General features: G+C 46.1%; 18 protein-coding genes and 1 other RNA gene. 11 read left to right on the forward strand and 8 right to left on the reverse strand.

Going from position 1 to position 21,629, the window contains the following annotated elements; genetic code table 11:
- Window positions 1-80: 80 nt before the first annotated feature.
- The gene (fadE, locus tag ACP7H9_RS13700) at window positions 81-2,534 is read right to left on the reverse strand and encodes an acyl-CoA dehydrogenase FadE (protein ID WP_414018994.1); all 2,454 of its coding nucleotides are present in this window, start codon (window positions 2,532-2,534) and stop codon (window positions 81-83) included.
- 147 nt (window positions 2,535-2,681) lie between these two features.
- Here fadE and ACP7H9_RS13705 point away from each other — a divergent pair, with 147 nt between their 5' ends.
- Window positions 2,682-3,431, forward strand: coding sequence for a DUF3108 domain-containing protein (locus ACP7H9_RS13705; protein WP_414018995.1), 750 nt, complete (start codon window positions 2,682-2,684; stop codon window positions 3,429-3,431).
- Between the two features lies 1 nt (window position 3,432).
- On the opposite strand, the gene purN is transcribed toward ACP7H9_RS13705, so the two are convergent.
- The 5 genes from purN to ACP7H9_RS13730 all read right to left on the reverse strand — a co-directional run bounded on the left by purN (window position 3,433) and on the right by ACP7H9_RS13730 (window position 8,420).
- Window positions 3,433-4,071, reverse strand: coding sequence for a phosphoribosylglycinamide formyltransferase (gene purN / locus ACP7H9_RS13710; protein ID WP_414018996.1), 639 nt, complete (start codon window positions 4,069-4,071; stop codon window positions 3,433-3,435).
- Window positions 4,071-5,126 (reverse strand): phosphoribosylformylglycinamidine cyclo-ligase, encoded by a 1,056-nt coding sequence (purM, locus tag ACP7H9_RS13715; RefSeq protein ID WP_255801622.1) that lies wholly within the window; start codon window positions 5,124-5,126, stop codon window positions 4,071-4,073. The genes purN and purM overlap by 1 nt, the downstream gene beginning before the upstream one ends.
- A gap of 84 nt (window positions 5,127-5,210) precedes the next feature.
- Window positions 5,211-5,924, reverse strand: a complete 714-nt coding sequence (locus ACP7H9_RS13720) for a response regulator (RefSeq protein ID WP_011234897.1) — start codon at window positions 5,922-5,924, stop codon at window positions 5,211-5,213.
- Window positions 5,921-6,952 (reverse strand): sensor histidine kinase, encoded by a 1,032-nt coding sequence (locus tag ACP7H9_RS13725; protein ID WP_439222905.1) that lies wholly within the window; start codon window positions 6,950-6,952, stop codon window positions 5,921-5,923. Before ACP7H9_RS13725 ends, ACP7H9_RS13720 begins: the two co-directional genes overlap by 4 nt.
- A gap of 16 nt (window positions 6,953-6,968) precedes the next feature.
- A complete protein-coding gene (locus ACP7H9_RS13730) occupies window positions 6,969-8,420 on the reverse strand; it encodes a TrkH family potassium uptake protein (RefSeq protein WP_439222906.1) in 1,452 nt (483 codons plus the stop codon).
- A 122-nt stretch (window positions 8,421-8,542) separates the two neighbouring features.
- On the opposite strand from ACP7H9_RS13730, the gene ACP7H9_RS13735 reads away from it, so the two are divergent.
- From ACP7H9_RS13735 to ACP7H9_RS13755, 5 genes are all read left to right on the forward strand, one after another.
- Window positions 8,543-9,685: a peptidase C39 family protein gene (locus ACP7H9_RS13735; RefSeq protein WP_342488136.1), complete on the forward strand. Its 1,143-nt coding sequence runs from the start codon at window positions 8,543-8,545 to the stop codon at window positions 9,683-9,685.
- A gap of 72 nt (window positions 9,686-9,757) precedes the next feature.
- A complete protein-coding gene (locus ACP7H9_RS13740) occupies window positions 9,758-10,876 on the forward strand; it encodes an NADH:flavin oxidoreductase (RefSeq protein WP_439222907.1) in 1,119 nt (372 codons plus the stop codon).
- 35 nt (window positions 10,877-10,911) lie between these two features.
- The gene (gene elbB / locus ACP7H9_RS13745) at window positions 10,912-11,565 is read left to right on the forward strand and encodes an isoprenoid biosynthesis glyoxalase ElbB (RefSeq protein ID WP_439222908.1); all 654 of its coding nucleotides are present in this window, start codon (window positions 10,912-10,914) and stop codon (window positions 11,563-11,565) included.
- A gap of 101 nt (window positions 11,566-11,666) precedes the next feature.
- Window positions 11,667-12,025: a transfer-messenger RNA gene (gene ssrA / locus ACP7H9_RS13750) on the forward strand.
- A gap of 192 nt (window positions 12,026-12,217) precedes the next feature.
- Window positions 12,218-13,435: an integrase domain-containing protein gene (locus ACP7H9_RS13755; RefSeq protein WP_011234891.1), complete on the forward strand. Its 1,218-nt coding sequence runs from the start codon at window positions 12,218-12,220 to the stop codon at window positions 13,433-13,435.
- A 539-nt stretch (window positions 13,436-13,974) separates the two neighbouring features.
- Here ACP7H9_RS13755 and ACP7H9_RS13760 read toward each other — a convergent pair.
- Both ACP7H9_RS13760 and ACP7H9_RS13765 read right to left on the reverse strand, forming a co-directional pair.
- Entirely contained in the window at window positions 13,975-14,247 is a 273-nt protein-coding gene (locus ACP7H9_RS13760) for a type II toxin-antitoxin system RelE/ParE family toxin (RefSeq protein ID WP_110013792.1), read from the reverse strand.
- A gap of 15 nt (window positions 14,248-14,262) precedes the next feature.
- On the reverse strand, window positions 14,263-16,236 hold the full coding sequence (locus ACP7H9_RS13765) for an LTA synthase family protein (protein ID WP_011234889.1): 1,974 nt from the start codon (window positions 16,234-16,236) through the stop codon (window positions 14,263-14,265).
- 116 nt (window positions 16,237-16,352) lie between these two features.
- On the opposite strand from ACP7H9_RS13765, the gene ACP7H9_RS13770 reads away from it, so the two are divergent.
- The 5 genes from ACP7H9_RS13770 to ACP7H9_RS13790 are packed head-to-tail and all read left to right on the forward strand — an operon-like array spanning window position 16,353 to window position 21,013.
- Window positions 16,353-16,715 (forward strand): diacylglycerol kinase, encoded by a 363-nt coding sequence (locus ACP7H9_RS13770; protein ID WP_011234888.1) that lies wholly within the window; start codon window positions 16,353-16,355, stop codon window positions 16,713-16,715.
- Entirely contained in the window at window positions 16,703-17,398 is a 696-nt protein-coding gene (locus ACP7H9_RS13775) for a phosphatase PAP2 family protein (RefSeq protein ID WP_011234887.1), read from the forward strand. Before ACP7H9_RS13770 ends, ACP7H9_RS13775 begins: the two co-directional genes overlap by 13 nt.
- Window positions 17,379-18,941, forward strand: coding sequence for a phosphoethanolamine transferase (locus ACP7H9_RS13780; protein WP_286822841.1), 1,563 nt, complete (start codon window positions 17,379-17,381; stop codon window positions 18,939-18,941). The genes ACP7H9_RS13775 and ACP7H9_RS13780 overlap by 20 nt, the downstream gene beginning before the upstream one ends.
- Entirely contained in the window at window positions 18,942-19,607 is a 666-nt protein-coding gene (locus tag ACP7H9_RS13785; RefSeq protein ID WP_011234885.1) for a response regulator, read from the forward strand. It abuts the gene before it with no gap.
- The gene (locus tag ACP7H9_RS13790; protein WP_011234884.1) at window positions 19,604-21,013 is read left to right on the forward strand and encodes an ATP-binding protein; all 1,410 of its coding nucleotides are present in this window, start codon (window positions 19,604-19,606) and stop codon (window positions 21,011-21,013) included. The genes ACP7H9_RS13785 and ACP7H9_RS13790 overlap by 4 nt, the downstream gene beginning before the upstream one ends.
- Window positions 21,014-21,629: the final 616 nt, after the last annotated feature.

The following is a 21,629-nucleotide window of genomic DNA, read 5'->3' on the forward strand; positions in this document are numbered from 1 at the left end:
TTAGACCAGCGCAAGATTCTAGCATAAAAAAACGGCGCCGCTGAAATCAGGGGCGCCGTTTGTAGGTTAACCTTCAGCTGTTATGCAGCTTCATCTTTCTTAAGGTTTTTCAGGGCATAATCGAATGCTGCCTGACCGGCTAATAAATCTTCCGGAGCAAAGTCATCAACGTTTATGGTACGCAGGCGACCAACTTCCGTGCGCTCAAGCAGAGCAACTTCGTCGTCACTCAATACACCCAGCTCTTTACCTTTAGCGGCCAGCTGGTCTAATTGAGTAAAGCTGAAGCGTTTACCGGCTGCTTTACAAACTTTGTCGTACAGTGGCTCTGAGGCAATCACGTTTTTCAGGGTTTCTTCAAGGAAACCGAAGTGACCTTCAGGGCTAAGGAACTGGCCTTCGCCTAAACGCGTACGGACGTCGTTTGGTGACATAAGCATACGGGCAATTTCATGATCGTTTTTATCTGTAGGACGTTTAGCAATACGACCTAACGGATACATAACGGCGCGCATGAAGCTACCAACACCACCAAAGTTCGCCAGCATTTCCAGCTGTGCTTCCTGTAACTTATGCAGAGTGTCCTGCATAGCCCAGTGAACTAATGGTAAGTCTTCTTTAATGCGACCCTGGTCGTGATAACGCTTCAGCACACAAGAACCGATGTACAAGTAGCTGAGCATATCACCTAAGCGCGCAGAAACTCGTTCCTTGCGTTTAAGACTACCACCCAGTTTACCCATAGCAATGTCTGACAATAATGCCATGTTGGCACTGAAGCGGTTCATCTGCTGGTAGTATTTACGGGTTTCGTCGCTAGCCGGAACAGAGCTCAGGCGGTGACCACCAAAACCATAGAACAGTGAACGAACAAAGTTACTGATGGCAAAGCCAATATGACCAAACACGGCTTTATCAAATTTCTTCAAGGCATCCGGGCCTTTTTCAGCCGAGGCTTCCATTTCTTTCAAAACAAATGGGTGGCAACGGATAGCGCCCTGGCCGTATATCATCATACTGCGGGTAAGAATGTTGGCACCTTCTACTGTAATGGCGACCGGAACACCCTGGTAACCACGACCAAGATAGTTATTCGGTCCTAAACAGATACCTTTACCACCGTGAACGTCCATAGCGTCGTCCATGCAAGCACGTAGCTTCTCAGTCATGTGGTATTTCGCAATGGCACCGATAACGCCAGGCTTCTCGCCTAAATCAATACCTTTGGTGGATAACATAGTCACCGCATCCATCAGGTACGCGTTACCACCTATGCGAGCCATTGGCTCTTCAACACCTTCCATTTTACCAATAGGTAGTTTGAACTGACGACGGATGCGTGAGTAAGCACCAGTTGCCAGAGCCATTTGCTTAATACCACCGGCACTGTTTGAAGGCAAGGTAATTGAACGGCCGACTGACAGACATTCAACCAGCATACGCCAGCCCTTACCGGCCATTTTCTGTCCACCAATAATGTAATCTAATGGAACGAAGACGTCGTTACCGCGGATAGGACCGTTCTGGAACGGCACGTTCAGCGGGAAGTGACGGCGACCAATTTCAACACCTTTGGTGTCGCGAGGAATAAGCGCACAGGTAATACCCAGCTCTTCTTCTTCACCAATAAGGTTGTCAGGGTCGTACATTTTAAATGCCAGACCTAAAACAGTAGCTACTGGTGCTAAGGTAATGTAGCGCTTATTGAAATTCAGTTTAATACCGACAATTTCTTCGCCGTTCCACTCACCTTTACACACCACACCTGAGTCAGGAATAGCGCCTGCGTCAGAACCGGCTTCCGGGCTGGTTAGTGCGAAACATGGAATTTCGTCACCGCTGGCTAGGCGTGGCAGGTAATGGTCTTGCTGTTCTTTGGTGCCATAATGCTGCAACAATTCGCCCGGGCCTAATGAGTTAGGTACGCCGACGGTTGAGGCCAGCACCGTGCTAACACCGGCAAGCTTCTGTAAAACACGAGACTGCGCGTAGGCAGAGAATTCAAGACCACAGTACTCTTTCTTGATGATCATGGCGAAGAATTTCTCGTCTTTCAGGTATTGCCAGACGTGCTCAGGCATGTCCGTTAATTCGTGGGTCACTTCCCAGTCGTCCAGCATTTTGCAGACTTCTTCACAAGGCCCGTCCAGAAAGGCTTTTTCTTCAGCCGTTAACTCGGCTTTAGGTACCTTATGAAGTTTTGACCAGTCAGGGTCACCACTGAATAAATCGCCGTCCCACCAGACCGTACCGGCTTCCAGTGCATCACGCTCGGTATCAGACATTTCTGGCATTACTTTGCGATATGCGCTAAGAATAGGCTTAGTCAGCAGGTTTAAACGAATTGGCGCTATGTTAAGCGGAACCAGAACAATTGCCAGAATAGCCCAAAGCACCGGGCCAACAATGTCAATTGCGCTACCAATAGCGAACATAATAACCAGACCGGCGCTGAACATAGCCAGGCTGGCTCGCTTGTAGATTAATGCAGCCGCGACTATAACAGTAGCGACAATCCAAAGTGCAATACTCATAATGTAATACTCCGATTTGGAGGTCTGACCAGTAATACTGTGCAAGTTAGATCAACCAGAGTATATTTTCAAGAGAAAATTGAACGGGCGTTTGAATTTTGTTGTCAATATAAACGTCCAGTAGTGAACAGAAGGGGAGAAGTGAAAGTGAAAAGGACCGTCAGTTGGCTGGTATCCAGCGTATTATTAAGTGGTTTGGCAATGAATACCGCTGTTGCAGATAGTCAGCAGAACGCCGGGCAACCCATCGAACAATCAATGAAGCCGTATCAGGCTGATTATGTGATCACACGTGGTGACAGCGAGTATGGGGAAGGTTACCGTTATCTTGAGGTGTCGCCCGAGGACGAATGGCAACTGCGGACAAAGTCGGATATTTCCTGGTTTATTTTGTCGGACACCCGTGAAGCTCGTTCGGTATTTATTGTGGATGAAGAGAATAGCCGGCTGGAGCCTCGCGAATTTATTTACATGAGAACCGGCACCGGATCGGATAAGTCTTTTCATGGTGAATTCAAACCGAATGAGAAAAAGGTTCGCAATGTGGATACCGGGCGCATGCTGGATGTGAACTGGGAAGACGCGTTATTTGATGAAGCCAATGTGACCGAACAATTACGTGTGGATTTGGCCAGCGGAGCTGAAACTTTTAAGTACCGATTGGTTGATGAAAAAGGTCAAGAAGACGAATATCGTTTTGAGGTGCTGACAACAGAAGAGTTGTCGTTGCCTTACGGTGAGGTTGAAGCAATAAAAGTCGGGCGTATAAGGGATAATAACCGGCGCCAGACCTTTTTCTGGTTCGCGCCGGAGCTAAACTACGTCATGGTTAAAATGCAGCAATTCAAAGAAGGTGATGAGCAGGCCACCATGTCACTGAAAAGCTTGTCTATGTAAATTAATCCGCTGCGTAACCTTGAGCGCCTAAAACTTCGCCATCAAAGGTTACGCGACCGCCTTGCAGCTTAAGACGCTCCTGACAAAACCAGTTAACCACCAGCGGATAAATACGGTGTTCCTGCTCGTGCACGCGAGCCTGAACTTCTTCCACTGTGTCACCCTCAAAAATAGGTACTTTAGCCTGCAATACCACGGGACCACCATCGAGTTCTTCAGTGACAAAATGCACACTCACGCCGTGTTCGGTATCGCCCGCGTCTAATGCGCGCTGGTGCGTATTCACACCTTTATATTTAGGCAGAAGAGACGGGTGAATGTTGAACATGCGGCCTTCATAATGGCGCGTAAAATTACCTGTCAGAATGCGCATAAAGCCCGCCAGAACCACTAAATCGGGCTGGTAACTATCAATCAGCGATTTTAGTTCGGCGTCATAAGCCTCGCGAGAGTCAAACTCTTTATGACTCAATACCTCGGTATCAATGCCTTTAGCAGCTGCTTTCTCTAAGCCTTTAGCCGAGGCTTTATTGGAAATAACCGCAACCACTTCACCGGCTACTTTTCCATCTTCGCAGGCCTGTTGAATGGCCTGCATATTACTACCGGTGCCTGAAATTAGTACAACAATACGCTTCATTAGTGAGTCTCGTCGGCCAGAATGTCGACTTGCTCTTCACCTTCAGCCGCGTTGGCAATACGGCCAATTTTCCATGCGTCTTCACCGGCGTCTGTCAGAATTTGAATGGCTTTATCTGCTTGCTCGTTAGGTACGGCGATGACCATACCCACACCACAGTTAAAGGTGCGGTACATTTCTTTCATGCTGACATTGCCGTTCTCTTTTAACCAGTCAAAAATAACTGGCCAGTCCCAGCTGTTGCCATCAATAACGGCTTTGCTGCCTTTCGGTAAAACGCGTGGAATGTTTTCCCAGAAGCCGCCACCGGTAATGTGTGACAATGCATGTACAGGTACGTGTTTAATCAGCTCCAGAACCGGTTTAACGTAAATGCGGGTAGGTTCTAATAAATGATCAGCCAGTGTTTTGCCTTGCAGATGAGACTCTAAATCGGCACCGCTCACTTCAATAATTTTGCGAATAAGCGAGTAACCATTTGAATGAGGTCCGCTTGAAGCCAGAGCAATTAAGGCATCGCCGTCGGCAACTTTGGTGCCGTCAATAATTTCAGACTTTTCCACCACACCGGTACAGAAACCGGCTAAGTCATAATCGCCGCCTTCGTACATGCCTGGCATTTCTGCGGTTTCCCCACCAATAAGAGCACAACCCGACTGTTCACAGCCGTCGCCGATACCGGCAACCACGTCAGCTGCTACGTCTACGTCCAGTTTGCCTGTTGCGTAGTAGTCAAGGAAGAACAGTGGCTCAGCGCCTTGTACAATAAGGTCGTTGACGCACATAGCAACCAGGTCGATACCCACACCGCGGTGACGCTTAAGGTCTATGGCTAAACGCAGCTTGGTGCCTACACCGTCGGTGCCGGACACCAGAACCGGTTGTTTATAACCCGCCGGAATTTCACACAGAGCACCAAACCCACCAATGTTACCCATGACTTCAGGCCGGTGCGTGCGCTTGGTAACGCCTTTAATACGTTCAACCAATGCATTACCAGCGTCAATGTCGACGCCCGCGTCTTTATAACTTAAAGAAGGTTTTTTATCGCTCACAGAATAATCCCGACTGGCAAAATTTGCGCGCAAGTTTAACACGATTTAAGCCAGAAAAGGTAGCTTAAGCGGCTCCTTATTGTGTCAGGATTTCTCTGCGATAAACCGGTAGCCGACACCGGGTTCTGTTTCTATATACTTTGGCTGTGCCGGGTCATCTTTGAGCTTTTTACGTACCTGGCTGACAAAAATACGCAAATAGTGGGTGTCTTCCTGGTGTGTTTGGCCCCAAATTTTCTCCAGCAACTGTTGCTGAGTAACGAGTTTTTGCGGGTGGCTGACTAAAAAATCCAGTAAGGCGTATTCTTTACGGGACAAGTTAACTATCTCGTTTTGCAGAAACACTTTGTGTTGCTCGCGGTCGATGAGTAACTCACCAAAACGAAGCTGGGCTTCGGCTGTGGGTTGTTCAATGGAGAGGTCGCGTAATAAAACATGAATACGCGCCATAAGCTCCCGAATACCAAAGGGTTTGGTCAGGTAGTCGTTAGCACCACCTTCCAGCAGTTTCACTTTCTGCAGTTCGTCGTCGCGCGCCGTCAGTACCAATACCGGCACCTGACTCCATTCGCGCAGCTGTCGCATTACCTGATAGCCGTCAGCGTCAGGCAGGCCTAAGTCCAGAATAACCAAATGCGGGTTCTGGCTGGTAATCTGCTTTATCCCTTGCTCGGCTGTCGCTGCTTCCAGGTAGGTGTACCCTTCGGCGGTGAGTGAGGCCCGCATAAAGCGTCGTATCTGTGGTTCGTCATCAATGACTAAAATGCGGGGGCCGTCGGTGCGGGCTTGTGCATTCATGAGACTTCCTCTGTGATGTTGGCGCGTGGTAATTTAATTCGGACAAGGCAGCCATCAGAGCTTTCTTCAATACCTATGTGGCCGTTATGAATGTCGATTATTCCTTTAGCAACTGACAGCCCAAGACCGGTTCCGCCAGTGCCCGAATCTTTCTCGCGCGACGAATAAAAAACATTAAATACAAGCGAGCGCTTACTGGTTTCTATGCCGGGGCCTTCATCTTTAATATCAATGACAATGAACTTGTCGGTTTCTGACAGTGACAAAGTAACCGGCGCTGTCTCGCCGGAAAAGCGCATAGCGTTATCAATGACATTAAACAATGCCTGCTCCAGCAGCGAGGACTGAACTTCAACCATAGCGTGCTGTAAATTATCTTTAACCAGTAACCGTTCTTGTGAAGCAAAGCGCGAAAGAGTTTTACTGATAACCGGACGAATATCCTGCACTGCATGAGTTAGACGAATTTCGCCGTGCTGCAGTCGGGTTGCCTGTAACAGGTTTTCAATATAACGATGCAGGCGGTCACTCTCATCGAGCGCACCCTGTAACAGCTCGGCTCGTTCTTGTTCGGGCAAGCGTTTCTGATACGCCTGCAATGTACTTAAATTGCCAATGACGCTGGCCAGCGGGGTTCTCAGATCGTGTGAAACCGATAGCAGAATGTTTGAGCGCAGCTGGGCCTGACGTAAGCTTTCTTTTTGGTTTCTGAACAAGGTGACTAAGTGGCTGGTAATAACGCCCACGGCAATAAATACAATTGCAGTAACCATTTCGTCTATGTCAGTCATGTGCAGCGAATAGCGCGGTTCTGTAAATAAAAAATTAAACAGCAGCAAGGCCAGAACAACGGCAAGTAGTGCCGCGCGAAAATTGGTTAAAAACGCAATAAGCAACACCGCCAGTTGCAGAATGAGCACCGTGCCGGAGGTGGGCAATAACCAGTGATCGAGCAGGTAAGCAAGGCCCGCCGCAGTGCCGGTGATGGCAGCGGACGCCAGGTAACCTAACCACGGCTGTTTACTCATGTTCTAATCTCATGTGCTAGTCCCGCCAGAATTGAGGAAGTAACAATGTTAGCAAAGTAAAGTATTCAAGGCGTCCTAAAATCATTGCTAACGTCAGTACCCAGGTTCCGGTGTCTGATACCGGAATAAAGTTACTGGAAACTTCGCCAAAACCCGGACCAAGTACGTTCAGACACGCCGAAACGGCGGTAAATGCCGAGAAAAAATCCAGCCCGGTCAGCATCAGTATGAGGGTAAGCACCATGGAACTAATTGCGACCATTAGCATAAAGCTCATTACCGCCTGAATCACGTCGTTAGTCACCGCTTTTCCCTGATACACCACTTTCAGAATGGCACGCGGGTGGATGGCCTGCAGCATTTGGTGTTTCAGGATGCGTAAGGTAATGACATTACGGACAAATTTGTTGCCTCCGGCAGTTGACCCCGCGCAGCCGCCCAGGTAACTGGCTGCCACTAAAAAGCCAGCCGTAGCCGCAGGCCAGGCAGAGAGGTCATCGGCACCGTAACCGGTACTGGTCATAAAGGAAACGACATGAAAAACCGCCTGATTCAGAGACTCCCCGAAGGAATGGTGAGTTTGAGCGTTGAATGCCAGAGCGGTAAGAATAACGCTGAAAACGGCCAACGCAATTAAAAACCAGCGAGTTTCCTCGTCTTTCCAGTAGCCACTTATGGCTCTGGCTGTAAACAGTTTATGGTGCAGGGCAAAACTGATAGCCCCCAGAATCATAAACACATCGGCAACTATAAGAATAATTGGTTGCTGAAAGTGGCCCATACTGGCGTCGTAGGGCGAAAACCCGCCGGTTGATACGGTCGTCAGACTATGGGCTATGGCATCGAAAGGAGACATTCCGGCCAACCAGTAACTGCCGGCACAGCCTATTGTCAGGCACAGGTAAACTAACCAGAGGTAACGGCTTGTACTCGCAACACGTGGTGCTAACTTCTCATTTTTAATGGGACCCGGAGTTTCAGCCTTAAGCAGGCGCATGCCACCCACGTTTAGCATGGGAAGAATGGCGACTACAAAAATCACGATACCGAGCCCGCCCATCCATTGCAGAAACTGGCGGTACAGTAAAAAGCTTTTGGGCATTTCATCAAGGCCGGTGAGAATGGTGGCACCGGTGGTGGTCATAGCGCTGACCGACTCAAATACTGCGTCGGTAAAGCTAACCCCGGTAACAGACATAATGGGTAATGCTCCCAGAACGCCTATTAAAATCCAGGTGAATGAAGCGAACGCCAAGGCTTCGCGGAAAAAGATTTTCTTTTGCCCGCCGTTATTAGTGCGTATGAATAGAAAGAGCGCGAGAACAAGGCAGAGCAAAGAGGAATAAATAAAGTCGGTAAAGGTTTTGTCCCTAAAGACAAAAACCGAAAGCAAACCAAAAAAACACTGAATTGAGGCAATCCAGATCATAGGCCAGGTTAATAGGCGCAACGTTGCTTTTAGATTCACTGTAACCTCATACGAAGAACCGACTTTTTCTATTGCTAAGGTTAATTCTGCAGGGCGTAAAATCTCTATACCGAAAGCGTCTTTAGGCGTAAAATCTGCGTAAAATTAAGGGGTTTTATTTTATGGCCAGTATTCAACCGGCACGTAATGAGCATTTAGACGCTGTAGCGGCACTAGAAGCTGTCACTTTCCCCGAAGATGCGATCAGTAAGCGTAGTTTTCGGCGGTTTATTGAGTCGCCTAGTGCGGATTTTCAGGTGTTACTGCTGAACGAAAAGGTCATTGGTTATACCGTTGTCCTGTACCGAAATAATACAAATCTGGCTCGACTCTATGCTTTGGTTGTCGAAAAGGAACATCGCAGTAATGGCTATGGTCGCCGTTTGTTGCAAACTGCAGAAGACTTGGCCGATGAGCGGCACTCCCTGTTTTTACGTACCGAGGTAGCAACCTCTAATACCGTAGGGCAACAGCTGATGAACAGCGAAGGCTTCCGGGCAATAGAGCTGCGTGAAGCCTACTTTCCGCCTTCTGCGTCGCAATCGACAGACGCTCTGGTGCTGCAAAAGCTATTGCCTCGTTATGAAATGGGCGAAGATGCGGGCGTGGGAGCAACTGAAGAATACGTTCCTATGCTGACCCAGTCGACGGAGTTTACCTGCGGCCCCGCAAGCTTGCTAATGGCTATGGACTACTTCGGCCGGCCCAGTAGCGACCCGCAAGCCGAAGAGCTGGAAATTTGGCGTCAGGCGACGACCATTTATATGACCTCCGGGCACGGTGGCTGCGGCCCTCATGGGCTTGCGCGGGCGGCGTTTCAGCGTGGCCTGAAAGTTCGGGTGGAGGTCAATACCGACCAGCCATTATTTGTGGATTCCGTCCGTCAGGAGCAGAAAAAAACGGTTATGCAGCGCATACAGCAGGCCGATATGACCTACCTGGAAAAGCATGGTGTTCCCATTGTTGTACGCGACTATGACGTGACGTTAATAAAAGAGGACTTAAGCCAGGGCTGTCTGGTTATGGTGCTTATCTCTACTTATCAGTTTGACGGTATTAGGGCACCGCATTGGGTCTTAATTTGCGCGGCCGACGATGACTTTATCTACATAAACGACCCCGATTACGACACTTTACCCTGGGAATCTCCTACCGAACGTCAGTATTTACCGGTGCCTATAAGTACCTTCAGCAAAGCCTTTGGCTACGGTGGTCGTAAGCAAAAAGCAGCGGTTGTACTTTCAGCTGATTTAACAACAAAGTGATCAATTCCCCTTGAATTCTGCGTAATTATGCTCAAAGTCATATAACAGTATTAGATGAAAAAGGAATTCCGTATGAGTTCAGCATTTGATGATTTTGAATTAAAAGGCCACAAGTTTGAGAACCGTTTTGTTGTGGCTCCCATGACACGAACCAGTGCCGACAAGAAGGGCAAGCCAACGGAGTTAATGGGCGAGTATTACGAGCGTTTCGCGAAAGGTGGCTGGAGCATGATCATCAGCGAAGGCGTATACACAGACCGGCAGGCAAGTCAGGGCTATGAAAATCAGCCGGGCATTACCGACGCACCACAAACCGACGCCTGGAAAGAAATTGTCGAACGAGTACACAAGCATGACTGCAAGTTTATTATGCAGTTGATGCATGCTGGCGCTCAGTTCCAGCATAATGAATACACAGACACACCCATTGCGCCCAGCGAAGTAAAGCCTAAAGGTGAACCGCTGGACTTGTATGGCAAAACCGACGGCTGGCCCGAAGTGAAAGCCATGGATGAAACGGATTTTGATGCCGTTATGAACGGTTTTGTTGGTGCCGTAAACCGGGCTAAAGAGGCCGGTTTTGACGGGGTTGAGTTGCACGCAGCTAATGGGTATTTACTGAATGAGTTTTTAAGTGACTACTTTAACCAGCGCCCTGATCAGTGGGGCGGAGACATGGCAAAACGCATGCATTTTCTGGAATTACTGGTTAAGGCCGCGAAATCCGCCGCAGGCGACGACTTCATTGTCGGTGTGCGTTTAAGCCAAATTACCGTGACTGACTCTGATTATCAGTGGCCGGAAGGCGAGGACGCCATGATAAAAGTGGTGAAGGCCATGGAGAAAGCCGGTGTGGATTACATTCACACAACAGATACGGACGTAATGCGTAAGCCATTTAAAGGTGGCAGTAATAAGTCATTGGGCGACATTGTGCAGGAGTTTTCGGACATTCCGTTAATTGTAAATGGCGGTATTAGCGAGAAAAACTATGAGCATGTCGCGGGGCATTATCCTAATGCTTTGCTTGCTATGGCTAAAACGTCATTAGCGAATCCGGACTTTCCAATTCGCATTAAGTCTTCCGAGCCAATACGTCAGCTCGATTTTGCCATGCTGCAACCAACCGCTACACTTGAAAATGAGTGGAAGTGGCGCGATGAAAACGACGCGCACATTGAACTGGATTAAAGCGAATTTTAAGTAGCGGACAGGAGGTTTCGACTATGAAAAAAGTAGCAGTTATTTTATCCGGCTCCGGTGTTTTTGACGGAGCCGAAGTGAACGAAGCTGTATTAACCTTATTGCACATAGCAAAGCAGGGAGCCAGCTACGAATGCTTTGCACCAGACATTGAACAAATGCACACCATTAACCACCTTAAGGGTAAGGAAAGCGGTGATAAGCGCAATGTTCTGGAAGAGGCGGCGCGCATTACCCGCGGTGAAGTAAAACCTTTAACCGACTTAGATTCGTCTGAGTTTGATGCGTTGATATTGCCGGGCGGTTTTGGTGTTGCCAAAAACTTCTGCGATTTTGCCGTTAAAGGTGCTGATATGACGGTAAACGACCAGGTGTTGAAAGTTGGTAAAGCCTTTGTTGAGGCGAAGAAGCCAGCAGGCTATATGTGCATTTCCCCTGTCTTATTGCCACACATATACGGAAAGGGTGTGAAAGTCACCATTGGTAACGACGGAGAAGTTGCCAGTGCCATTAACAAAATGGGCGGCGAGCATGTGAACTGCGGTGTTCGCGATATTGTTGTTGATGACAAGCACCAGTTAGTGACCACACCGGCCTACATGCTGGCTGAAAACCTGCCGGATGCCGAAGAGGGCATTAGCAAGCTGGTTGAAAAAGTTTTGTATATGGCGGCCTAGTACTTGACTTAGCGTCCAATAAATAACCGCTTGAGTGCAGAACTTATAGCACTTAAGCGGTGTCTGAGTTATAGTACACAAGTTACGTAAGTAATAGCTTTGGGGCTGATCTGGATTCGACGGGATACACGAAACCCAAGGTGCATGCCGAGGTGAGGCAGGCCTCGTAAAAAGCCTCAACCTAATAGTTGCAAACGACGACAACTACGCTCTAGCGGCTTAATAACCCGCTAAGCCCATCCCCCGGCGCTTTGTCTGCGAGACCGGACCAGGATGGCTCAAACTAATGTAGACTCGCGTGGAGGCTTTGTCCGGAGCTGAAGCGTTAAAACCAATCGGACTCGTCAGTTGTGAAGCCTGTCAGTCGGCGTCACACTGATTAACTAAAAGACTGACTAAGCATGTAGGACCGAGGATGTAGGTATTGCGGACGCGGGTTCAACTCCCGCCAGCTCCACCACATTATTAAATCAGGGCGCTCCAGTAGCGCCCTTTTTTATGCCTAAAGCCCCTTTCATAGAGCCTCTTAAGCTATTTTAGATTCTCAAGTAATCTCACGATATTCCAGGGAAGCCTAACGTTTTTGTATTCCAGGTTGTATTCCTGAGCGATGGGTATACAATCCAGGAATACAACGATTGGAGATTTTGATATGCCACGGCCTGTGACTCCGCTTAACGACAGTCAAATAAAAAAAGCTAAGCCAAAGGAAAAAGACTGTGTTTTTTCTGATGGTGGGGGGCTTCAGTTGCGCATTAGAGCTTCCAGTGGTTCAAAGTTATGGAATTTTAATTACCTGCATCCAGTTACAAAGAAACGTATGAATATGGGGTTGGGGATGTACCCTGAGGTTAGCCTAAAAAAGGCCAGAAGCTTAGCGGAAGAGGCTCGGGCAAAAGTTGCTGAAGGCATAGACCCTAAGCTTTCTAGAGATGAAAGTATTCGGACTCAGCGAACTGAGCAAGAGTCGACTTTACGTAAAGTTGCTGAAGATTGGTTTGAAACTAAGAAAACCAAAGTCACGGATGATTATGCGGATGACATTTGGCGATCACTAGAGCTTCATGTATTCCCAGACTTAGGCAAAAAGCCGATAAATGAAATTACTGCGCCGATGTTTATCCAGGTACTTAAACCGATAGAAAAGTCGGGGCGCTTGGAAACTGTGAAGCGTGTTATTCAACGTGTTAATGAAATCATGGTCTTCGCCACGAATACTGGTGTTATCCAGGCTAATCCCCTAGCTGGAGTGAAAGCAGCTTTTCAGTCGCCCAAAAAGCAGCATTTACCAACAATAGGAAAGGATGAACTACCGGTATTCTTGGATAAACTCCAAAACACTAGCGTCAGTAAGGTTACTAGGCATTTAATTAAATGGCAGTTACTTACGATGGTTCGGCCATCTGAAGCTGCTGGCGCTAGGTGGGAAGAAATTGAAAGGTTAGATAACGGTGAGGTTAATTGGATTATACCGGCTGAACGAATGAAAAAGCGACGTCAGCACATTGTTCCTCTACCGACGCAAGCCATAAAAGTGCTGGATAAAATGAAAGAGATTAGCGGTAACAGAGAGCATATTTTCATTTCAATGAAGAACCCTAACACGCATGTAAACAGTCAAACTGCGAATATGGCGATACGACGCATGGATTATAAAGATAAGCTCGTTAGCCACGGTTTAAGAGCTTTGGCGAGTACTATTCTAAATGAAGAAGGGAAGGATCCTGATCTGATTGAATCTGCGTTGGCGCATACTGACCCTAACCAGATACGCAGTGCTTACAATAGATCTCAGTATTTGGAACGCCGTCGGGAATTGATGCAGTGGTGGGGGGACTATCTTGATAATGCCGTCCGCGCGGGCATATGAGACGGTATGGGATAAACGAGGGGCTCCTGAGAAGGCGTAGTAGCTCCACCGTGCTTTAATTAGCTTTTACAGCCTTTTTTGTCACAATTTATTTTTTCGTGTGAGTTCACCCAGTGACTTGAGTTTTCTTTAGTGTTGAATCCGCAACCAGTTCTCCCGCCTTTACTTCCTTGATGCACAACTCCGGTTGGTGTGTGTTTTACTGCCATAATTAACCTTCCTATTTTAAGCTTAGTGTTTAACTCTAATGTGAATTTTGTATATAGGTGATATTTTTTGAATGTGCAAACTAAACTCTGGATGAGAGAGGTTAGTGACAATGAAAATTAATTTTTTAGGCTCTATACCGCTTCTTCAACTCTTTCATTGCCGATTCTTGGCAGTCATCAATCTTTTTGCGTAACTTTTCACACGTATCGTTAGCAGTTGAATACTGAAAGCCTTCAATAATTTCTATAGTGCAGAAAAACTTAAGAATCGCCTGTACTTCGTACACTGATTCAATTAGAGAAACATGTTTGCTTTTGTCAATCGGTATCTTAGAGTGAACCGGCAAGCACTGCTAGGATGATCGTTTCAAAACCATCGTAACGGTACAGTGCGAGATGGCCACTCTGGCCAAAATCAATGAGCCACTCTCTAAATTCGACGGGCATATCATTCAGAGGGCGGCCATTTTCGGGTTGATGAGCCAAAACAAGGACGTCCTGGTGGATGTTTTTAACGGCCTCGCGGGCAGCTATCAGAGCCTTGTTTCGCAAAGGTACCTTAGAAATCCAGCACTTATGAAAGGAGGTTAGCGCCTCAACCATAGCCGAACGAATATGCTAATTTAGATCCTCCGGCACAAAGTAAGCAAGGTTTTGGTAAAGCCATGAAGGTAAAAGTGCGTGTGCTAAAGCGTCGTTATACAATGTGTCATGTACTTTGCTGCTTCTGACAAAACTGTTTTTATGGAAATCATAGTAACCAGCCATACTTCCGCTTGGCGTTAAAATGATCACAGCGTCGTTAGTCATCCACGCATAGTTATTACCAAATTGCATCATCGCACGATTGGCAAACGGTACATTTTCTGCAGATAGATCCTGCCCTATTGACGGAGTCCAGGAAGAAACACCCGCAAGCGATATAACAGTCGGTAACAAATCAATTTGACTGACTATTGAATCTATTTTCCTGGGTTTAATAGACCCTCCCAAAATAAGCCCGGGTATATGGAATTTATTAATGGGCACTAATTCGTTGCCGTAGACACGCGTATCATGGTCTGCAACAATTAGAAAAATCGTGTCCTCCCAATATTCACTTCTTTTTGCCTTTTTAATGAATTCACCCAGAGCGAAATCTGCGTATTTAACCGCATTTTCAACCGTATTCTTTGACTTCGAATAGAGCTCAATTGCATTGTCCGGAAACTCAAACGGCTCATGATTGGACGATGTAAAAACTAAACTAAAAAAAGGTTGCCCGATTTTTTCCAGTTCCTTAAATCGCTGATGCGCCGTATTAAATAAATCGCCGTCACTAGCCCCCCAACTGCCCACAAATTGTGGGTTAACAATGTCACCTTGCCCCAGTATTGATTGAAATCCGTTGCCGGTAAAAAAGCTCCCCATATTGTCGAAGTGGGTTTCACCACCGTAAATAAACTCGGTAAAATAGCCTTTACGCGACAACAAATCCGCCGCGGTATAAAAGTTTTGCTGCGATAAAGAGAGTTTTACGGTGCTTCTTGCAGGCGTTGGTAAAAAGCTTGAGATGACCGCCTCAATACCGCGAACCGAGCGAGTTCCTGTCGCGTACAACTGCTTAAACCACCAACCTTCCTGTCGTAACTGTTCAAGATTTGGTGTCACACCAACCCCACCTAAATCTTTAACAAAAGTAGCCCCCAGACTCTCCTCCAAAATAACAACAATATTTTTGGGTTTGTTGTAATTACGGGAGGCGGGATTAAAATGCACTGTTGGGTATTTTTCAGACGGAAAAGTTTTCTCAACTAAGTGAGGTTGTTTTTTCACGGTATTAAGTATCTGATCGATGGGAACCTTACCATACACACTGGCAGCGCTTGCCTCATGACGCATATTATAAATTGCATATTCGACAGAGTAAGCTGAACTAATAACTAAACTATTCACAAGCGCATCAGACGTCACTGCAAAAAAGGCTGGGTTAGCCGGCCGGTGCGCCAGAGTTGAGCGGACACCAGCAAAGACAAGGATCACTAACAACGGCCAGACAACCAGAGAACTGACAACCTTCTTGTTATCGATGGGGGGTGATGTATTCAAGCGCTTCGCTAATTTAGTTAACCCATATAAACAGCCAATCACAACCACGCCGCTTACAAATAACCAGGGTTTAAAACCAGCCCAGAGCATACTAAACACTTCTTTGGGATATTCTAAATATTCAATGAACAAGCGGTTAGGTCGCAAATCGTATTGCATAACAAAAGCTGGCGTTGATATCTCCATAAACGCAATATAGGTAATAGCGATAATCAACCAGATGCTCTGAAGTTTTTGCCATAGCCCCAAACCCCATCGGTTTAGAAATAACGGCGCAAATAACAATAATGGCAGTGTCAGATATCCCATTTGAACAACGTCAGCCCTCAATCCCATCACCATCAGATAGCCAATATTCGCCGCCTCCGTTACACGATCAAACTGCCAGATAAACAGCAGCAGACGGCTGACACTCAAAATGATTAAGCCAAGCGCAAATCCTACAATCAGCGTCTGATAGTGCGCTAAAGACCGCGTCGCTTTTTTTAGCAAAACATTCCACATTAAGAATCCAATCCATTTGTAGCTTTAGTGATGCGATGGATAGTAAAGGGGGAACCTTAAGCTGAACTTAATATTGGTCGTTTAGGATGTATTTTTTTATCGTGACAGGACTCATCATGAAACCAGGCAAAACAGGAGTAATCCGAATACTTCATGCAACGCGGTATTCCATAAAGGGGCTAAAAGCTGCATGGCTTTTTGAAGCCGCATTTCGGCAAGAAGTGTTACTGTTCATTTTATTAGCGCCTATTTTAGTGCTGGCACCGTTGGCGTTAGCAGAGCGGTTGTTAATGTTTTTGTCTCTGTCCGGCTTACTCATTACTGAGTTGCTTAATTCCGCTGTAGAAGCTGTAGTCGACCGTATCGGCGCAGACTTTCATGAGCTTAGCGCGCGAGCGAAAGATATCGCGTCGGCCGCTGTATTTCTTGCGATCATTCAGTTCATCATCGTTTGGGCAGCACTCTTATGCCAGCTTTGAAGATGACAACAACCAGCCAACGTTGGCTGATTACTCTGGTCATTTTTATTGCGGTGTTAACAACGGCAGAATTATTTGATCTCAAATTTCTATTTGCCAATGCACTCTATCGGCTAGAAGGGGGGCAGTGGTCACTTAAACACCACTTCATTACTGAAACCATTTTTCATGAAGGTGCTCGGAACCTCAATCTCATCGCTGTCATTTCGCTACTGGCCTTAACCTTATTCCAGTTTTTTCCGGGAAAAAATAACGCTCAGCGGCGTCGCTATATGCTGCTGCTCTTATCTATTTTACTGTCTTTTGGCTTGGTTAATTACCTTAAAGCGACTCTGGGGATGGACTGTCCCTGGGATCTGCGTGTATACGGCGGCACCAAACCTTACTTCAGTTTGTGGTCGTTGAATGACAGCCCCTTTAGCTCAGGACGATGCTTTCCGTCGGGGCATTCGAGTATCGGTTTTGCCTGGATCGGGCTTTATTTTTTCTGGCGTAAAAATCAGCCCGTCCTTGCTAATACATCGGCTGTTTTCTCACTTTTTGTTGGCTTCACTCTCGGCTTTGCACAACAACTGCGTGGCGCCCACTTCTTCGTCGACGATATCACTACAGCGTTTATTTGCTGGAGCATCGCGTTACTCATTTTTCATATAGGTGAGCATCATGAAACGACTGACACTTAATTTTTCAATACTGTTAATGGTTGTTGCAACTTGGTTAACCTTTGCCTACTCAGCGCCTTTATTAAACACTTTGGAGGCTTATGGTGTCCAGTCATTCACACAGTTTAAGTTAATGGCATTCACACTCTGTTTTTATGCTTTTGTGCTGGCCTTAAGCCGGTTTATTAATGCGTTCAAGCCACTGGCGATTATTTTAATTATTGTGGCTGCGCCGGCCTCATTTTATATGCTGCAATACGGCATTGTTATTGACTCCGACATGCTCATCAATACCATGGAGACCGACCCAGCAGAGGCCGGAGACCAATTTTCTACCAGTTTTTTTATCACGTTAATGGCACTGGGTATCATCCCTTCGTTATTGCTGATGTACATAAAAATCCCCAAAGCAAGAACACTTACACAGATCAAACAAAGTCTTGTTACAGCAGTCTGCTTCTGTTTTTTAGCGGTCGGTATTGTTTATACAAGTTATGACGACTTTGCCTCCTTATTTCGTAACCATCGGGATGTAAAATATCGGATCGTCCCATTCAATGTCATCTCGGCGAGTGTTTCAGTCATAAGACAAAAACTAGAAAGGCCGGCTCAGTTTACCTCTTTGGGGCAGGACGCGGTGCAAACTAAAACTTCGGCAAAGCCAAAAGTAATGGTTGTCATATTGGGCGAAACAGCGCGTGCAGATCACTTTTCACTGAATGGTTATGAGCGTCCGACAACACCCATGCTTTCCCAGTTAGCAACTTCAGAACCAATCTTGAGCTACAAAGCTGCCATGTCATGCGGCACAGCTACGGCTGTTTCTGTTCCCTGCATGTTCAGTTTTTTAACGGCAGACACTTATTCCAATGCCGCCAGAAATTCCAGTAACGTATTAGATGTGTTAGAAAATGCCGGTATCAGAGCAAGCTGGATTGAAAACAACTCCGGGTGCAAGGACGTCTGTAACCGTATTCATACCATTGTAATGGATGAAGATCGGTGCGGAGAAACGGGCTGCTACGACTTTGAGATGCTTGATGACTTGAGCTCCTGGTTACGAAACATCACTCAGGATTCGATTATTGTGCTTCACCAAATGGGTAGTCATGGGCCAGCATATTACAAACGCTCGCCAGAGAAACTCAAACATTTTTTACCAGAGTGTAAAAGCGAGGAATTAACAAACTGCGCAAAAGAAGAAATTATTAATGCGTACGACAACAGTTTATTGATAACTGATCGGCTCGTGAGTCAGGCCATTAGGTTATTGAGGAGCCACAAAGAGCTGGAGAGCAGTATGATGTATGTATCCGACCACGGTGAGTCCCTGGGTGATAACGGTATCTACCTGCATGGTTTACCAAATTGGTTAGCGCCCGAGGAGCAACGACATATCCCTTGGATAATTTGGCCTTCAGAGACATTTGAAATGACGGGGAATAATACAGACGCCAATATTAATCACGATAATTTCTCGCATACTGTATTAGGTTACTTTAATGTAGAAACGTCACTTTATAATCCAAGCCTTGATTTAACCCGTTTAACGAGAGATATGTAAATGCGTCTACTACTCCTTGAAGATGACAAAACCTTGGCAGAAGGTATCATTAAGGGCCTGAATCGTATGGGTTATATGGTCGAACTCGCTATGAATCTGTCGCAAGCGGAAAGTGCCCTTAAAACTGACCAATTCGAACTGGCAATTTTTGATCTTGGCCTGCCTGATGGCAATGCCGTATCCTTGATCAAAAAACTGAGAAAGGCAGGACAACCCGTTCCTATTGTCGTACTCACCGCTTGGGATGATGTTGATACGAAGGTGCTGGCACTGAATGAGGGCGCCAATGATTACGTAGTAAAGCCGTTTGAGCTACGTGAGTTAGAAGCCCGTGTTCGGGTTCAGGTGCGAAAAGCAAACCTCCAACTTAATGATGTTATAAATTGCGGCGATCTGAGCGTTGATATTGCATCACAACAATGTCGCTTTCAGCGCAAACTCATTAATTTAACCCGGTTAGAATGGATATTACTCAAACAACTCGCGTTGCATGTCGGAAAGATAGTGAGTAAAGAGCAGTTAGAAACTGCATGTTATGGCTGGGATAGCGATAACGAAAGCAATTCGTTAGAGGTCCATATTCACCATTTACGAAAAAAACTGAACCCTAGCCTGATAACTACCATCCGAGGTTTAGGCTATCTGTTAAAAGATGAGTCATCATGAAATTCTGGTCGCTTCGCCGCTCATTGGTTATTGGCATTAACTTAGCTGTAATTGCTGTATTAGTGTTCACAGCCTGGGCTAGCTATCGGGATATTCTGCACGAGTTAGATGAAGTTTTTGATGCGCAACTCGCACAAACCGCAAAGTCGCTGGCAGCATTTTATACACACTCTTCGGAAACTCAGTCTGTACCTAAAAGGATCCCAATATCAAACTACAATGATACCGGTGAAGATGAGTCCGCTAATGAGAGAGGCCCTAGCGGCCATAAGTACGAATCTAAAATCGGCTATCACATATACAACTCTGAAGGTAAATTGCTGGCCTTAACTAATCAGTTGAAGATACTGCCGCTGAAAAATTTAGACGCTGGCTACCATACGTTAGAAAATGATGCGCAGACATGGTTTATCTTTAGTTATTTTTCGAAATCTAAGGGCATTTGGGTGCGTACCTTTCAACGGGAGGATGTACGCAGTGAGCTCAGTGGTTACTTGGCTACAGAACAGCTGTACCCGCTAGTATTGATGTGGGTACCGATAAGCTTAATAATACTCTTTATTGTTTATCTTGTACTGAAACCGGTTAATCGATTCGCCATTCATTTAAGAGCCAGAGCGTTAAACAACCTGTCACCAATTGAGTCAGAACTGCCCAAAGAGTTGATCCCGATAAAGCAGGCAATTAATAAATTATTACATCAAATTAAGATGTTTTCAGAGAGGGAAAAGCGTTTTATTGCTGATGCGTCACATGAGTTACGAACACCGTTAAGCGCAATTCAAGTACATGCGGAAAATATTATTCACGCTGAATCGCTGGAGGATTCCAAACAGTCCGGTAAAGCCATTTTTAGTACCGTAGAGCGCATGTCGCATTTAGTTAATCAACTCTTGCGCTTAAATCGACTGGATAGTTTGGATAAGTCTACTGATTTCTCCGAGATTGAACTCAAAACGCTTGTTTCTGCAGCCATCAACGCTCTCCCCACAAACACGGTCGAGAATTATCAATGGCAAATCGACGCTCCCACAATCAAGATAGCCTGCAATGAAACTTTGATAATAAGCGCGTTGACCAATCTTCTATCCAACGCCATGAAATTTTCACCCGCAGATTCCAAGATACAAATAAATGCAGTTGAAACATCAGAAAGCATTACTATCAAAATAATGGATCAAGGCACCGGAGTACCCACAGAAATGCTTCAGCGAATGGGAGAGCGGTTTTATCGGTTTCAAGGGCATAGTGGAATCGACGGCTCTGGTCTTGGTTTATCCATTACCTCGAAGATAATACAATTGCACGATGGAAAAATATCATTCAACAATATTCATCCAACCGGATTTGCAGTACAAATAGAGCTTCCAAAAAGCACAGTTTTGGAAGCTAAGTTAAATTCATAAGTTAGGCGATAAGAAATAGTTGCCGTCAGGTTGAGTTGTTCGGATCCTGATGATTTAAACTTTACTTCAAGAATAATGTTTAAGTTACCAAGTCGTTAGCTCTAATTTGGCGATTTCTGTACAAATCTCGGCTTACCATCCCTCTCAAATCCACTAAATTTAGCAGTGTCTCTACCAGGTCATTATCAATTCCGTATTGGCGGTGTGCTTCTTTAATAAATAGATCATCAATGTGCATAATACCGTCGTCAATGGTACAAATTTAGGTGCCCGAGCCTTACTGACGGTACTTGCTCGCGAACAGTCTGAAAATTCTCAATGTTTCACGATGTATTGCATGCAATGAACCCGTATCTTTTGTTTTATAAATGTACTACTGCTCTTGGTAGGAGCCAGCAGCTCGTAGTTGCGAACCCTTCTCAAGCGTACTTTTACTGCTTATTGATCTGCCGTTGGTCTTGTCTTCTCCCTATCAATTGTCTCATCCAGCGCAGCAAGATAATTGCTTAACATCTTTAGTGAATGTTTGAGCACATAACTTTAAGCCTTCTACCATCGTAAGGTATGGGAAGAGCTCATCAGCCAACTCATTGACTGTCATTCCTGCTCTTATCGC

The organism is Idiomarina sp. ST20R2A10 (assembly GCF_051842345.1).
Taxonomy (GTDB): domain Bacteria; phylum Pseudomonadota; class Gammaproteobacteria; order Enterobacterales; family Alteromonadaceae; genus Idiomarina; species Idiomarina loihiensis.

Excerpts from the sequence above, each read along its gene's own strand:
- ACP7H9_RS13735 (WP_342488136.1), top strand. The coding sequence starts at position 8,543 with ATGGCCAGTATTCAACCGGCACGTAATGAGCATTTAGACGCTGTAGCG.
- ACP7H9_RS13770 (WP_011234888.1), top strand. The coding sequence starts at position 16,353 with ATGAAACCAGGCAAAACAGGAGTAATCCGAATACTTCATGCAACGCGG.
- ACP7H9_RS13785 (WP_011234885.1), top strand. The coding sequence starts at position 18,942 with ATGCGTCTACTACTCCTTGAAGATGACAAAACCTTGGCAGAAGGTATC.
- ACP7H9_RS13780 (WP_286822841.1), top strand. The coding sequence starts at position 17,379 with ATGAAACGACTGACACTTAATTTTTCAATACTGTTAATGGTTGTTGCA.
- fadE (WP_414018994.1), bottom strand. The coding sequence starts at position 2,534 with ATGAGTATTGCACTTTGGATTGTCGCTACTGTTATAGTCGCGGCTGCA.
- ACP7H9_RS13725 (WP_439222905.1), bottom strand. The coding sequence starts at position 6,952 with ATGAGTAAACAGCCGTGGTTAGGTTACCTGGCGTCCGCTGCCATCACC.
- ACP7H9_RS13755 (WP_011234891.1), top strand. The coding sequence starts at position 12,218 with ATGCCACGGCCTGTGACTCCGCTTAACGACAGTCAAATAAAAAAAGCT.
- ACP7H9_RS13790 (WP_011234884.1), top strand. The coding sequence starts at position 19,604 with ATGAAATTCTGGTCGCTTCGCCGCTCATTGGTTATTGGCATTAACTTA.
- ACP7H9_RS13775 (WP_011234887.1), top strand. The coding sequence starts at position 16,703 with ATGCCAGCTTTGAAGATGACAACAACCAGCCAACGTTGGCTGATTACT.
- elbB (WP_439222908.1), top strand. The coding sequence starts at position 10,912 with ATGAAAAAAGTAGCAGTTATTTTATCCGGCTCCGGTGTTTTTGACGGA.
- ACP7H9_RS13760 (WP_110013792.1), bottom strand. The coding sequence starts at position 14,247 with ATGGTTGAGGCGCTAACCTCCTTTCATAAGTGCTGGATTTCTAAGGTA.
- ACP7H9_RS13765 (WP_011234889.1), bottom strand. The coding sequence starts at position 16,236 with ATGTGGAATGTTTTGCTAAAAAAAGCGACGCGGTCTTTAGCGCACTAT.
- purN (WP_414018996.1), bottom strand. The coding sequence starts at position 4,071 with ATGAAGCGTATTGTTGTACTAATTTCAGGCACCGGTAGTAATATGCAG.
- ACP7H9_RS13740 (WP_439222907.1), top strand. The coding sequence starts at position 9,758 with ATGAGTTCAGCATTTGATGATTTTGAATTAAAAGGCCACAAGTTTGAG.
- ACP7H9_RS13720 (WP_011234897.1), bottom strand. The coding sequence starts at position 5,924 with ATGAATGCACAAGCCCGCACCGACGGCCCCCGCATTTTAGTCATTGAT.